At 36.8% G+C, this 14,974-nt stretch carries 16 protein-coding genes; 6 read left to right on the top strand and 10 right to left on the bottom strand.

Going from position 1 to position 14,974, the window contains the following annotated elements; genetic code table 11:
- Positions 1-46: 46 nt before the first annotated feature.
- Entirely contained in the window at positions 47-1,390 is a 1,344-nt protein-coding gene (mgtE, locus tag V7127_RS18230; RefSeq protein ID WP_438824029.1) for a magnesium transporter, read from the bottom strand.
- A 321-nt stretch (positions 1,391-1,711) separates the two neighbouring features.
- Between mgtE and prpE the strand changes: the two genes are divergently transcribed.
- Complete coding sequence (prpE, locus tag V7127_RS18225) at positions 1,712-2,446, top strand: bis(5'-nucleosyl)-tetraphosphatase PrpE (protein WP_335354052.1); 735 nt, start codon at positions 1,712-1,714, stop codon at positions 2,444-2,446.
- Positions 2,447-2,474: 28 nt separating this feature from the next.
- Here prpE and V7127_RS18220 read toward each other — a convergent pair whose 3' ends face one another.
- From V7127_RS18220 to V7127_RS18205, 4 genes are all read right to left on the bottom strand, one after another.
- The gene (locus tag V7127_RS18220) at positions 2,475-3,377 is read right to left on the bottom strand and encodes an RluA family pseudouridine synthase (protein ID WP_335488430.1); all 903 of its coding nucleotides are present in this window, start codon (positions 3,375-3,377) and stop codon (positions 2,475-2,477) included.
- 36 nt (positions 3,378-3,413) lie between these two features.
- Positions 3,414-4,208 (bottom strand): NAD kinase, encoded by a 795-nt coding sequence (locus V7127_RS18215; RefSeq protein WP_335345685.1) that lies wholly within the window; start codon positions 4,206-4,208, stop codon positions 3,414-3,416.
- A 23-nt stretch (positions 4,209-4,231) separates the two neighbouring features.
- A complete protein-coding gene (locus V7127_RS18210) occupies positions 4,232-4,882 on the bottom strand; it encodes a GTP pyrophosphokinase (RefSeq protein WP_335345686.1) in 651 nt (216 codons plus the stop codon).
- A 96-nt stretch (positions 4,883-4,978) separates the two neighbouring features.
- Positions 4,979-5,353, bottom strand: coding sequence for a hypothetical protein (locus V7127_RS18205; protein WP_335354053.1), 375 nt, complete (start codon positions 5,351-5,353; stop codon positions 4,979-4,981).
- 152 nt (positions 5,354-5,505) lie between these two features.
- Between V7127_RS18205 and V7127_RS18200 the strand changes: the two genes are divergently transcribed.
- The 5 genes from V7127_RS18200 (at position 5,506) to V7127_RS18180 (ending at position 8,754) form a co-directional block, all read left to right on the top strand.
- Entirely contained in the window at positions 5,506-6,096 is a 591-nt protein-coding gene (locus V7127_RS18200) for a CYTH domain-containing protein (protein ID WP_335488445.1), read from the top strand.
- A gap of 17 nt (positions 6,097-6,113) precedes the next feature.
- Positions 6,114-6,752: a lytic transglycosylase domain-containing protein gene (locus V7127_RS18195; protein ID WP_335354055.1), complete on the top strand. Its 639-nt coding sequence runs from the start codon at positions 6,114-6,116 to the stop codon at positions 6,750-6,752.
- Positions 6,753-6,976: 224 nt separating this feature from the next.
- Entirely contained in the window at positions 6,977-7,384 is a 408-nt protein-coding gene (locus tag V7127_RS18190; RefSeq protein ID WP_335354056.1) for a globin, read from the top strand.
- Entirely contained in the window at positions 7,381-8,268 is an 888-nt protein-coding gene (locus V7127_RS18185; protein ID WP_335345691.1) for a ClpXP adapter SpxH family protein, read from the top strand. The genes V7127_RS18190 and V7127_RS18185 overlap by 4 nt, the downstream gene beginning before the upstream one ends.
- Positions 8,269-8,604: 336 nt before the next feature.
- Entirely contained in the window at positions 8,605-8,754 is a 150-nt protein-coding gene (locus V7127_RS18180) for a hypothetical protein (protein ID WP_438824028.1), read from the top strand.
- Positions 8,755-8,806: 52 nt separating this feature from the next.
- Here the strand turns inward: V7127_RS18180 and pepF are convergent, their stop codons facing one another.
- The 5 genes from pepF to spxA all read right to left on the bottom strand — a co-directional run bounded on the left by pepF (position 8,807) and on the right by spxA (position 14,929).
- Positions 8,807-10,624, bottom strand: a complete 1,818-nt coding sequence (gene pepF / locus V7127_RS18175; protein ID WP_335488426.1) for an oligoendopeptidase F — start codon at positions 10,622-10,624, stop codon at positions 8,807-8,809.
- A gap of 113 nt (positions 10,625-10,737) precedes the next feature.
- The gene (locus V7127_RS18170) at positions 10,738-11,937 is read right to left on the bottom strand and encodes a competence protein CoiA (protein ID WP_335488423.1); all 1,200 of its coding nucleotides are present in this window, start codon (positions 11,935-11,937) and stop codon (positions 10,738-10,740) included.
- A 104-nt stretch (positions 11,938-12,041) separates the two neighbouring features.
- Positions 12,042-13,559 carry a cardiolipin synthase gene (gene cls, locus V7127_RS18165; RefSeq protein WP_335345694.1) on the bottom strand — a complete coding sequence of 506 codons (1,518 nt, stop codon included), beginning with the start codon at positions 13,557-13,559 and terminating at the stop codon, positions 12,042-12,044.
- A gap of 56 nt (positions 13,560-13,615) precedes the next feature.
- The gene (gene mecA / locus V7127_RS18160) at positions 13,616-14,278 is read right to left on the bottom strand and encodes an adaptor protein MecA (protein ID WP_335345695.1); all 663 of its coding nucleotides are present in this window, start codon (positions 14,276-14,278) and stop codon (positions 13,616-13,618) included.
- A 255-nt stretch (positions 14,279-14,533) separates the two neighbouring features.
- Positions 14,534-14,929: a transcriptional regulator SpxA gene (spxA, locus tag V7127_RS18155; protein ID WP_335345696.1), complete on the bottom strand. Its 396-nt coding sequence runs from the start codon at positions 14,927-14,929 to the stop codon at positions 14,534-14,536.
- Positions 14,930-14,974 lie beyond the last annotated feature (45 nt).

Genomic DNA, 14,974 nt, shown 5'->3' with positions numbered 1-14,974 from the left:
TAATCACTCCTTCAATCAGCAAGTGTCCACAACTGGTGTCTGGCACCTATTTAGGTAAAAACCCCAAAAACATATTTGCGATAGTAAAGTAAATTAAAATACTGATAATATCATTGATTGTGGTAATGAAGGGACCTGAAGCAACAGCTGGGTCAATTTTGAATTTGTGCATAGCTAACGGAATGATCGCACCAGCTAAAGTTGCAATAATTAAGGTGCAAAAAATAGAAACTCCAACTAATATTCCTAAATATAAATTCCCTTTCCAAATAAAAATGGTTACCGTGACAAGGACTCCACAAATTGTACCAGTGATTAAGCCAGTACCAGCTTCTCGATAAATTAACTTGAGCTTGCTTTCTTTTTCCAAATCACCGGTTGCAATCCCACGAACAACAACGGCTAATGCCTGTGTTCCAGTATTTCCAGCCATTCCGGCAATTAAAGTTATGAATGCCCCTAATATGGCCGCCTTCTCCAGCGTTGCTTCAAAACGAGCAGCAAGGCTTGCCGTTCCCATCCCTAAATACAGGAGGATAATTAGCCATGGCAGCCTTTTGCGGGCAGCTGAAAAAGGACTGCGGTCAATTGTATCCATATCTGACACTGCAGCAAGCTTCGAGTAATCATCAGATGCCTCTTCTTCCATAACATCCATAATGTCATCAACCGTTATGATTCCTAACAGATGGTTTTGAAAGTCGACAACAGGCAGCGCTAGAAAATTATAATCTTTTATTTTTCGCGCAACTTCTTCCTGATCATCGCCAACGGATACCGAGACGATTCTTTCATTTGTTATTTCTGAAATCATTGTGTCATCATCATTCACAATTAAATCTCTAAGGGAAATGACTCCTGCTAGTCTCTCTTCTTCATCAAGAACATAGATATAGTAAATCGTTTCTGCCTTTGGCGCTTCTTTTTTTAATATATACATGGCAGACCGAACCGTCTGATTGGAAGCAATGGAAACAAAGTCAGTTGTCATGATACTTCCGGCTGTATATTCCTCATAATGAAGCAGATCTTTGATTTCCTGTGCTGCTTCTTCATCCATAATCGTTAAATAACTGACAACCTGATCCTTTTCAAGCTCATTTAAGACATCAACTGCATCATCAACGTACATTTTTGAAATCATTTCAGCTGCATAGTTTGGATTCATTTCTGCCAAGACATCTTGATAGCTTTCATCATCTATTTCTAAGTTTTCAAATAATGTTGCCATTTCTTCTGGGGAAAGATAATGATAAATTCTTTCACGCGTGTCTTCATCTAATTCCTTAAAAAATGAAGCCTGATCATAAGGATGCAGCTCTAGAAATTCATCCCGGAATTTTTCTATATCTTCATTTTGTAAAGAATTGATGAGCAATTCCCTGTCCATATGATGAGTGGCTTTCTCACTTAAAGCTTCCTCCATATTTCACAGCCCCCTCTCTTCATCAAGCATATACGCCTGAATACTCCATAATACTAGCAAATTATAACATCCTTGTCGCTTGATTTAAGCAAAAACATAACCATTTATCTAGCTTAACTTATGATAAAAGAATATCTCCCCATACTTTCCCCTCTTTACCCTTTTATATCATGAATTAACCTTAGCTAACCATTTTATGAAGCAATAAAATTTAACTATTTTGAGTAGATAATCAGGATAAGAATCGCCTTTATTGATATGATAAAAGTAAAAAAGGAGTTACGTATGAAGCTTGATATTATAGGAGATATTCACGGATGTTTTCATGAATTTAATGAGCTGACCATTAAGCTTGGCTACAGCTGGGAGAAGGGCATACCCATTCACGACAAAAGCAGAAAATTAGCATTCGTAGGAGATTTAACAGATCGTGGTCCACACTCTTTAAAAGTGGCGGAAATTGTTTGCAGGCTTGTTAGCGGAGGTTACGCATATTATGTACCTGGAAATCATTGCAACAAGCTATACCGCTTCTTCTTGGGGAATAAAGTTCAGCTTACCCATGGCCTTGAAACGACCGCTGCCGAATATGATTCTCTTGATAAGAAAAATCAACAGGCTATTCGAGAAAAATTTATGAACCTGTATGAGGATGCTCCGCTTTATGCTGTGCTAGATGGAGGGAAGCTAATCATTGCCCATGCAGGCATACGTGAAGACTATATTGGCCAGCATTCTGAAAAGGTAAAAACCTTCGTACTATATGGAGATATTACAGGAGAAAAAAATCCAGACGGCTCGCCTGTCCGAAGAGATTGGGCTCAAGCCTATCATGGAAAAGCGGTAATTGTGTATGGTCACACACCTGTAAAGGAGGTCAGGATCGTGAATAATACATACAATATCGATACAGGTGCTGTATTTGGAAACAAATTATCCGCTCTAAAATACCCAGAAATGGAGATTGTGTCCGTACCATCAACATTGCCGCTTGTTGAAGAAAAGTTTCGAAAGATTTAGCTCTTACAAAAGTAAAGGGTGACCATTACTAACAGTCACCCTCCATCTGAAGTATTTTTCTCATATCATCAGGCAATTCCTGATTAAAAGTCAGCTTTTCTTCCGTAATGGGATGAACAAACGAAAGCTTGCTGCAATGCAGTGCCTGGTGTGAAAGCAAGTCAAGATTTCCACCATAGAGATCATCTCCGAGCAATGGATGGCCTAAATAAGACATATGCACTCGGATTTGATGGGTACGCCCTGTTTCAAGTCTTAGCTTTAGATAAGTAAAGTCCCGATATATACGAATGACCTCATAATGAGTGCAGGCATATTGCCCTTCTGGATTAACTTCTCTTTCAATAATACTATCCTTCTTTCTTGCTATTGGCTGCCTAATAACACCGCTCTCTTCTTTCAGGACCCCTTTAGCAAGCGCTTCATATTCTCTGTTTATCATTCCAGCTTTTTGCTGCTTGCTAAACAAATGATGGATATGCCGATGCTTGGCTACTAGGACGATTCCTGATGTATCACGATCAAGTCTTGTTACGATATGGGTTGTTGCGTTTAAACCGATTTGCTGATAATAGCCGATTAAGGCATTTGCGAGGCTGCCGTCAGGATGCTCCCTTGAAGGTATGGTACTAATGCCAGCAGGCTTATTTACTACTAGTATAAAGTCGTCTTCATACAATATGTTTAGCGGAAGCTCTTCCCCTCTAATCCCATCACTTGGAATTTCTTCTGGAAATCCAATAATCAGGATGTCACCTTCTTTTAGAGAATAACGGACCGTTGTTTCATTTCCATTTACAGAAATAAAACCGCCTTTAAATTTAATATCTGTTAAAGACGTTTTCGAAATATCCTTTTCATATAAAAAATCTTTGATGTTTTTATTTTCGTCCTCTGAAGTTATGTGCCACATTAGTTCAAACCTTGACATCCCGATTCTTGTCCACCTTTTTCTTTCATTACTATTTTAATCAGCCACAAATGAATCATGAACTCTTTTCCAGAAAGGAAACGGTCGAAAGCGGGCAAAGCGGATCTTTTCATCGGCCACCCGGAATTGAATTGATTTTACATCCTTATGAAGCAGATTTAAATGATCAATTGTAATTTGAAAATCAGGGCCATTAACCGGCTTTAACATACAAGTATGGTGTGCGGGAAGAACTAGCGGTGAGCCAACAGTCCGAAACACTTTATTATTGATAGAAGCCATTTCCGCAATTTGAATAGCAGATAAGGAAGGATGAAGAATTGCGCCGCCTAATGCTTTATTATAGGCGGTGCTCCCCGAAGGAGTTGATACGCATAACCCATCCCCTCTAAACCGTTCAAAGTGTTGCCCGCGTATTTCTACATCCATTACGAGGGTGGCATCAACCGCCTTAACCGTTGATTCATTTAAGGCAAGATAGCGGGTTTCTCTGCCCCCATGCTGATATCGAATAATAACCTCCAGCAACGGGTATTCACTCACCTGAAATGGAGTTTTCGCAATCGCAATTACGAGTTTCTCAATCTCCTCAGGCACCCAATCCGCATAAAAGCCTAAATGCCCCGTATGAATCCCAACAAATGCTGTTTTGTCCAAACGGCCGGTATAACGATGAAAAGCGTACAACAACGTGCCATCCCCGCCAATTGAGACGACAATATCAGGCTTCTCTTCGTCATAAATAAGATCAAAATCCAATAAATACGTTCTCATTTTATGCATGAGTGCATTAGATTTATTATCGCCTTTCGAGGTAATGGCAAATTTCATCGCAATATCTCCTTTACAAACATTTAACTTTTATGTGACTTAGGGTTGTTGCCTTGCTGTTCTTTATTTCTTGAAAAAAAGGCTTGGGCTTCCTGGATTTCCCCTCGAATTAGCGACATTTCTTCATCAAGCATGAAGGCTGCCTCTGCTGCCCTTTGAAGTCTCATTTGAATATCCTTTGGAAACTGACCCTTATACTTATAATTTAGCGAATGTTCAATGGTAGCCCAAAAGTTCATCGCAAGTGTACGAATTTGAATTTCAGCTAAAATCTGTTTTTCACCGTTAATCGTTTGAACTGGGTAGCGAATGACAACATGGTAAGAACGATAGCCGCTTACCTTCTTATGAGAAATATAATCTCGTTCTTCCACTATTTCAAAGTCATTTCGCTTTCTTAACAATTCAACAACCTTTTTAATATCATCTACAAACTGACACATCATTCGAAGTCCTGCAATATCCTGCAATTCCGTGTCTAATATATCTAATGGAATACTCTTTTGATTTACCTTATCAAGTATACTTGCAATAGGCTTTACTCTTCCCGTTACAAATTCGATTGGCGAGTGAGTACCTTCTTGTTCAAATTGTTTACGCATTCCTTTAAGCTTTATCTTTAATTCTTCCACAGCCTGCTTATATGGAGCTAAAAATTGATCCCAATTTTTCACGTCATCAACACCTCATCCGAAAATATTGTCTAATTAAAATCTGCCTTAAAAGGAATGTAGGCTAGATTATGTATGGGCGGATGATTATTCAATTGATTAAAAAATGCTTTCGACTTTTTTAACCATATCTTCTCCGTAATTACTATTCCCTTTAATATTTTCAATTAGGTAGCCGAACTCTTCTATAAATCCCGGAAGATGGATTCGATCCTTACCATCTGTTAAATAAACCTTAAACTCCAAATCCAATGCTTCCTTAAGCTGCGACCAAATGGTTTGCGGGATGGCTAAATATGTATACTCTTCATCCATGTCTGTTATGTAAATAAAGGAAAGATTATCTGAATCAACTAACATCTGCTCCATTGGCTTTAAATTAATTACGGCGTAACCTTCCTCTACTTTGATTTCAACTGCCTTTTCATTCACTTTGAAACTTGCGTCAATTATTGATATTTTTTTTGTCATCATTTCTACCTCCAAACTTATCTTATTTTATCGCAGATTATCGGGCAATAAAACCCTAATATAAGTATTTAGCAGAATCTATTTCCCAAAAAAATTGCAGTAAACAATTATGAAGGAGATAATTAGACTGTAACCCTTTGAAAGGAATGAAGAATTTGTCGCAAACAATTGAAATTGAATTAAAAAATATACTTACAAAACAAGAATTCAACAAGTTAAAAAACTTTTTTCAGTTTAACGATGAAAATTTTTTCACACAGGAAAATCATTATTTTGATACGAAAGATTTTGCATTAAAAAAGGCCGGCTGTGCCCTTAGAATTAGAAGAAAGAATAATAAATTTGAATTAACTCTTAAGCAGCCTCACGGGGACGGACTTCTTGAGACGAATGAACATCTTACTGATGAGATGGCTGAGAACATGTTCAACACTGGAAAAATAATGGCTGAATCTATTAGAAATATAATTGAGGCAATGGAGATCGATCCTAACCTCATGCAGTATTTTGGCTCATTAACAACAATTAGAGCCGAAACAGCCTATAGGAATGGATTAATCGTATTGGATCATAGTTATTATTTAAATAAAGAGGATTTTGAGATAGAATATGAAGTAAGTAATAGAGAAAAAGGCCTCGAAGTGTTTTCAGAACTGCTATTAAATTTAGATATCCCTATACGTAAAACTGACAATAAAATTATGCGTTTTTATAAAGAAAAATATAATCAGCAAGCTGGTTTTTAAAAAGGAGAACTAAGAAAATGAATGTAGAGCAATTAAAAATTATGCTAGACTTGCAGGCACTAAAAAACTTTGACATTTCTCAAGCTTCTTCAGAAAATAGCCAAGTATTTCAGGAGCTGCTGAATCATTTATTACAAGAAACGAATTTGCCTGATTCAACTGTAAGTGAAAATCAATTTGAGAAGTTAACCAGTTATACCGATAACAGCCCTTCACCGGTGATAAATAGGCCATCACTGCCACCATTCATGCTTACTAAACTATCAGGTTCCGGAACGGACACAACTTTTGATGAAATTATTGAAAAAGCATCAGAGCATTATCGTATTCCAGCCAAATTGTTAAAATCAGTCATAAAGCAGGAGTCTAATTTTAATCCGTCAGCGATTAGCCATGCAGGCGCATCTGGATTAATGCAGCTTATGCCAGAAACAGCAAAGGAATTAGGTGTGAAAAATGTTTTTGACCCGCAAGAAAATGTTTTTGGCGGAGCGAAATATTTACGTCAAATGCTAAATAAATATGATGAAAATATTGAACTAGCTTTAGCAGCCTACAATGCTGGACCAGGAAATGTGGATAAACACGGTGGGATTCCCCCATTCAAAGAAACGATTAATTACGTTCGAAAAATTAAGAGTGCATTTCTGTCCTGAACTTACCTTCGTCTATTGCTTCAATAGACATTTTTTGTTGAAAAATTAAGGCAGACTGCCCCTTCAAAAAATTCCCTTGAAATTTTTTGAAAGCTATTTGTTTGAGTTAAAAATCACTCATTGATAGAATGAAAAGAGATTACTTGATCAATTGCTAATCATTTTTCATTATATCTGCTATTAGGCTTAACATTATATAACTCAAATAAGGGAGATTTTTTATTATGGTCGAGAAAATGCATACACCGTTCGATGCGATTGGGGAAGAGAAGCTCCACCTACTTGTGGAAGCTTTTTATCGTCGCGTGGGACAACATCCCGATCTCGTTCCTATTTTTCCAGATGATTTAACGGAAACGGCAAGAAAGCAAAAGCAATTTTTAACCCAATACTTGGGCGGCCCCCCATTATATACATCTGAACATGGTCATCCGATGCTTCGTGCCCGGCATCTGCCTTTCGAAATAACCGAAACTAGAGCCAAGGCATGGCTTTCATGTATGACAGAAGCAATGGATGAGGTTAAACTGGAAGGACAAATAAGAGAAGATTTTTATGCAAGACTCTTTTTAACTGCACAGCATATGATTAATACATCTGAAAATGAAATGATGAAAGGTGAGAACTTGTGAACAATCAGGAATCATTCGAATCAAAGTCGCCATCACCTCATTGTCATGGCAATGAGAAAAAGCCGCTTGAATTGTACTTGTTCATTGATCCTCTTTGTCCTGAATGCTGGGCCCTTGAACCCATCTTAAAAAAACTCATGATTGAGTATGGTCGTTATTTTTCCATTAAGCATGTCATAAGCGGAAGATTGTCGACATTAAATATAGGCAGAAAGCATAGCTACGAAAATATTGCTGAGCTTTGGGAAAAAACAGCAAGCCGTTCAGGAATGTCCTGTGACGGGAACCTTTGGTTTGAAAATCCCATTTCATCCCCGCATCTTGCATCAGTTGCAATAAAAGCTGCAGAGCTGCAAGGCAGAAGAGCCGGAATACGGTTTTTGCGAAAATTGCAGGAAGTGTTATTCTTGGAAAAGCAAAATGTCTCAAGCCTGGATGTATTAAGAGAGTGTGCAGAAAGTGTGGGCTTGGATGTAGCAGAATTTATTTCTGATATTCACTCTGATAGTGCAGCAAAGGCCTTTCAATGTGACTTAAAAATTACCGCAGAAATGGATGTACACGAAATTCCTACCCTTGTCTTTTTTAATGAAAATATCGAGGATGAAGGAATAAAAGTTACTGGTGTTTATCCTTATGAAGTGTATGAGCAAATTTTAGATGAAATGCTGGTAGAAAAGCCTGAACGCTCAGCTCCGCCCCCTTTAGAAATCTTTCTAAAGTATTTTAAATTTGTTGCTTCCAAGGAAATTGCGGTTGTCTACAATATGACGATCAATGAAGTAGACCGCGAAATGAAGAAGCTGCAATTAAAGCAAATAGTCGAACAAATTCCCGTTAAGTACGGAATGTTTTGGAAGTTTAATTCTTTAGATGAATTTTGAACTCATTTCTTATATCTCTATACCCCAAAAAAGACCATGCAAACTAATTTAGTCTGCATGGTCTTTTTTTATATATAATACGAAAAAAAGGGGATGGGAGAAATCTTTCACGGTCAAACAAGGGGTAGGTGTTTGTATGTGATCAACTTCATGTCTGTAATATAACATGAATTTAGAGAGAGCACAATAAGTTTGTGCTTTTATTCACAATATTGTCAAATACATTACATAATAGATGGACAGTTGAATATAATGTAATAACCATTAGGCCTATCTTTAAGTCACTTAACAATCTAACAGGAGGAGTTCGAGGTGAAAAAGCTTCCTTTTGTTCTAATGTTTGTCTTTATTTCTCTTTCCTTTATCTTAAATTTCTTCGCGCTTATGAAGATGTTTCCCCTTTATATAAGCTCACCGCTCTTATTTTTATCCATATTAATTCTCATTATCACGATTAATGACCGAAAGAAGTTTAAAGGATTTTGAATCTGTTATATAAAAGGAGAATGAAGTTTAGAACCTCATTCTCCTATTTTCATTATCCTAGCAATTTTTCCATTTCATTGAGCTTTTCTTCAAATACTTTACATGCATCCTCGACTGGTTTAGAGCTTGTCATATCTACCCCAGCTTTCTTTAGCACCTCTATAGGGTAATCGGAGCTTCCAGCCTTTAGGAAGTCAATGTAACGATCAACTGCCGGCTGGCCCTCTTCTAAAATTTGTTTACTTAATGCGGTAGCTGCACTAAAACCAGTCGCATATTGATAAACATAATAATTGTAATAGAAATGAGGAATCCGGGACCATTCTAATCCTATTTCCTCGTCAATGATTAGATTTTCCTCCCCAAAATATTTCTTATTCAGCTCATAATAATCTGTTGTTAATGCCTCAGCCGTAAGAGCTTCATTATTCTGGGCCTTTTGATAAATTAGATGCTCAAACTCTGCAAACATCGTTTGACGAAATACGGTGCCTCTAAAGCCTTCTAAATAATGATTTAATAAATAAATTCTCTTCTTATCATCATCCACTGTCTTTAATAAGTAATCGTTTAATAGCGCTTCATTGCATGTTGAAGCAACCTCTGCAACGAAGATCGAATAATTGCCATATGGATACTTTTGAGTTTTTCTCGTGTAATAACTATGAACAGAGTGGCCAAATTCGTGTGCCAATGTAAACAAATTATTTATATTATCCTGCCAGTTCATCAGTATATATGGATGCGTTCCATATGAACCAGATGAATAAGCACCGCTGCGCTTTCCTTTATTCTCGTAAATATCAACCCAGCGATTTTCAAAGCCTTCTTTCAATACGTTTAAATAATCTTCACCAAGCGGGGCTAAACCTTTAAGGATTAAATCTTTAGCTTTATCATACTTAACCTCCATTTTGATGTCTTTAACAAGCGGTGTGTAAAGATCATACATATGAAGCTCATTGACAGCAAGAACCTTTTGACGAAGCTTCACATAGCGATGCAGCAGATGCAGATTGTCATTAACTGTTTGAACAAGATTATCGTAAACAGATTCTGGAATATTATTAGCAGCTAAGGCTGAATGGCGAGCTGAGCTATAGTTTCTAATTCTCGCATTGAAATTATTCATTTTTACGTTTCCGCTTAATGTGCTTGCAAACGTATTGCGAAATTTTCCATATGTGTCATAAACAGCCTTAAATGCATCATGTCTTACCCTTTGATCTTCACTTTCAAGGAATCTGCTATAACGGCCATGTGTTACCTCAACCTCTTCCCCATTTTCATCCTTTATGGAAGGAAATTCCAAATCAGCATTATTAAGCATCCCAAATGTATTACTGGAAGCAGAAAACACTTCAGAAGCTTCAGCAAGCAATGCCTCCTGTTCAGCAGAGAGCACATGAGGACGCTGTAAATTAATTTCGTCCAACGATTGCCTGTAAAGCTGAAGCTCTTTCTTTTCCTCTAAGAAACCATTAATCTTTTCTTCATCAACGGCAAGAATTTCAGGAACAATATAGGCAAGATTGCTCGCTGCCTGTGAATATAAATTCTTTATGCGGTCATCCATGCCTTGATAATGAGAATTTGTTGTATCCTGATCATACCTCATATGAGCATATGTATAGAGCTTGCCAAGACGTTCGAGTAAATGGTCCTGATATTGTAATGCCTCATATAATAAATCAGCACTTTCCCCTAATTTTCCTTGAAACTTACTGGCTCCAGGTATTAGTGCTTTTACATCATTGAATTCCTTGTCCCATGCTTCATCATTTTGGAAAATATCCTCTAGCTTCCACGTGTCCTCAACATTGATTTCACTTCTCGCGGGAAGCTTTTTAACAGCCATTTCACTTGCCATTTTCCATCCTCCATTCAATATTTCGTGTACCGAAAAAGGGTGCAAATTATTATTTCGCTTTACAATAATGAAATCCCTTCTATGTTCATTATATTTCTGAATCGATATTTTTATCATACCCAGCTTAAACTCTTACTAATAATTTCCCTATATGATTGATAAAAAATTTTCTCACTTTCATACTGGGCTCCTTTTGTTTCATGTATGATAATCGGTTTAACCATCTTGAAAGAGTTTTGGCTTTCAGGCTGGAGTGTTTTTATTTTGACAAGTAAATCGATATATTCCTTCACCGCCATCAAGGCACTTCCCTTTCGAACTTGGGGAAGCTGTCTAATCTTTATCTCACGATTTCGCACTCTCCTTTTAAAGGAATGTAAAATTTGATCCATCGAAATCGATTTATATTGTTTTAGTACATCCATAAATAAGTAGCTTTGCCATTCAACAGCTGGCGTTTCAATAAATGGTAAGTGAGGAACAGGTAAACCGATCTCAGGCGGAAGCAGAGAAGGTGTGAAGGAATGAGTATAAAGTTCTTTGAGGAATTTATTGTGGACGGACCCGTATAGAGGAATCGTAATATTCTTTGCCTTTCTAATTTCTTTAATCCAATCTTCTAATCTACTTGAGCGCCTGCTTCCCGGATTTAGCAGATTTGATATAGGTGAGCTGTTTAAAGTCATTATAGAGAATTGTGCTAAGGAATGTTTAACGGTAACGGGCATGATGTGTTGGATAAGGATGAGGTTGTCGGTAACTGGACAGTAAGCGGGAAGATGCCAAGTTCCAGATGAGCTTTTTGTTACGAATAAATAATCGAATCTCGAAAGTGCAACCAGATTATGACCTTTACGTTTAATATTTTTGCCAGCTGTGATCCATATAGGAGTAATATTCGCATGATAATAGCTTTCAGTTCTTTTGACGAAGAGTTCTTCTGGAATTGTAGAGCATTGATATTCTATCGCATATGAAACACCTTTATTCGTAAAGCCAATATCAGGCCTCTGAGCAATTTCCTTATAATATGGCTCTAGCTGAGGAGACAGCCCCTTCTCTTGAAGCCATTTATATAAGGCAAGCTTTCCCTTTAAATGATATTCGGATTCTCTTTCGTACTTTTCCGAGCAGACTGCTCCTTTTTCATGGGCAAAATGAGGAATTTTTATCGTGCCGACTTTTAATAGGACCCGCTCCTCACACTCTGGACAATAGAAGCTTTCACATTTTCTTAACTCTCTAAGCATTTCATGACTATGATTACTTGCTAAACTAAACCATTCTCCTTGCTCTGTTTTTGAAACCAACAAAAAATCATCTCCCTTCTTTAAAGGCTACTATTCGACATATTACTTCATATACCTTTAAAATTTTCAGAAATAATAAAGGAGCTGACCTTTAAGGTGCAGCTCCTTTATAGAAATGGGGATAACAGTCTTGACGTTGATTCAATAATACGATAGCCAATCTTCCTATTTTTGAATTTCTCTAAATCTATTTCTTTGGAACATTGGATATCGTTTAGATATTCTCTTACAAGCTTGTCAGTACTTCTAGTGCGATATAAAAAAGCATTAACCTCGAAATTCAAATGAAAACTTCTCATATCCATATTAGATGTCCCAATGGAAGCCAATTCTTCATCAACGATGACAATTTTGCTATGCATAAAGCCTTTCTCATATTCAAAGATCTTTACACCTGCTTCTAGCAATTCTGGAAAATACGAACGTGACGCATAGAATACAATTCTTTTATCAGGATTCTTCGGTACAAGAAGTCTTACATCAATTCCGCTTAAAGCTGCTATTTTCAGTGCAGAAAATATATCTTCATCCGGAATAAAGTATGGCGAGGCAATCCAAACCGATTTTTCAGCTGAAGTAATCATGGAGAAAAAGATGTTTTTAATTACGCTCCATTCATTATCTGGTCCTCCAGCTATAAGCTGCACTCCGCCATGGATGCTTTCCTCCAAATCAGGAGATAAATACTCCGGAGACATGATGCTTTTGTTCGTCATATAATACCAGTCTTGGAGAAAAATTAATTGCAGGCTTCTTACAGCTTCTCCCCTCATTAATAAATGAGTATCGCGCCAAAATCCAAAGCTCTCATCTCGTCCTAAATATTCATCCCCAATATTTAACCCGCCTACAAATCCAATACTTCCATCTATAACGATAATCTTGCGATGATTGCGGAAATTTATTTTACTGCTAAGAAATGGGAGTCTAACAGGTCCGAAGGGAATTATTTCGATGCCAGCTTTCTTTAGTTCATCAATATATTTATTTGATAATTTCCACGAACCAACTGCATCATAGAGAAAACGGACTTTAACCCCTTCGTGAGCCTTTTGGATAAGGAGATTTTTTATTTCTTGACCAATTTCGTCATGACGTACGATATAATATTCTAAATGAATGTGGTGAGTCGCTTCTTTTAAAGCTTCTAATATATGCTGAAAGGTTTCTTCCCCATTTGTTAAAACCTTTGTTTGTGTGGCAAAAGATATTGGACTATGACCTAAATTTTGGGCCAAATGAAAAAGTTTTCTTTGATGATCCCCCAACTGTTTCATTTTTTCCTCATTAGATGGATCAATCTCTCCTTCCACCCTTAAAAAAGCTTGTTTATCGAGAATGTATTTCTGTCTAAACATTTTTTCTTTCTTATAATTTCGCCCGAATAAGATGTAGAAAATGAACCCGACTAGCGGGAAACTTCCTAAAACAACAAGCCATGTCAAAGTTTGGGCCGGATGCCGATTTTCTAAAAATATGACAAAAGCAATAAATATCACTGACAACGACATCAAAATACTTATATAGCCTAAATATCCGCCTGTTTGCATGACATAATGATCGTAAAGATAAACAAGACCCACCATTATTCCTAGAAATAAGATAATTCTGACTGTGTTCTTCACCTTCTCACCTACCACTTGCCATAAAAAAAACCGATTTCAAACTGAAATCGGATTTTCTATTTAAAATACGATCTTAATTGTTCAAATACATCCTCAGCGATGATTAGTTTTCCATATTCCTCAACGCGATGAATGGTAATTTGTGTTTCGTTCCCATATTCCAATAAAATGGACAGCATATTGTCAACATCCTCTTCACTGAAGGCTTCCTCAGGAAATTCAACGAATAAATAGTACCTTCCCTCAAAGGAATATAACTTTGTTGGAATGGAATCAAGGCCATGCTGCTTGGATAGTGAAATAAGATCTTCAAAGTCTCTAAAACTCAAAAGAAAATCAAGATTTTCCTCATATTCTAATTCCTCATCCGAATTTGGATTAAAATGCTGATCAAGCAGTTCTTCTATTCGCTCATCAACAGGAATATCCTTTAATTTTTCATCTGGTACGGGCAATTCAAACTTTTGGCCATCCTTTGAAAGCTGGGCCTTAGTAACAAGAATTTCTAAACCTTTATCTAATGCCTGAACTTGAATCCATAATGGACCTTCCACAGTGAACTCTTCATCTTCATGGACTTCCTCCATCATTTCCCAAAAAAGTTCTTCGCTGCGTTCGCGGTTATACCAAATTTCATCGCGCTCAAAGCCTCTTTCTTCTATATCACCATAAGAAATATAAAACTTAACTGTATGATCATTTATTCTTTCAATTTCCATATTGCAACTCTCCCTTCCGGAGTAGGATATTGCACCTTGTACTTTTATTTTATGATAAAAAGGATATAAAGGGAATTAAAATGTCACAACTTTTTAAAAACCATTAAACACCCAATGCTTTAAAATTTGCACCTTATTAGGGTAAAACAAATTGTCCTAACATTTTAGCAAAATTCTTTCGCTTTCACAAACTTTATAGCTTTTCTAAAAATATATTAAAAGGACCCTCTTCATTAGAAAGAAGGCCCTGTCCTATTAATTTACTAAGCGCTGTGCTTCACGAAGCTGGAATGTACGGACTTTTCTAGGAAGAAAACGTCTAATTTCATCTTCGTTATATCCGACTTGCAGTCTCTTTTCATCAATGATGATCGGACGGCGAAGCAGACCTGGATTCTTTTTGATTAATTCAAATAAATCTTGAAGAGGCATCGCTTCTAAATTAACATCCAACTTCTGGAATGTTTTTGATCTCGTTGAAATAATTTCGTCTGTTCCATCCTCTGTCATGCGAAGGATTTCTTTTATTTCATCAATTGACAACGGTTCAGAAAAAATATTTCTTTCTTTATAAGCTATATCATGCTCTTCTAGCCATAATTTCGCTTTTCTGCAAGAAGTACAACTTGGTGAAGTGTATAATGTAACCATTTTACAAATTCACTCCCTTAAATTTAGACATATAATCAATATTAG

Source organism: Bacillus sp. JJ1773 (assembly GCF_036962035.1).
In the GTDB taxonomy this organism is placed as follows: Bacteria; Bacillota; Bacilli; order Bacillales; family Cytobacillaceae; genus Cytobacillus.
This window is presented reverse-complemented; position numbering and strand designations above follow the sequence as displayed.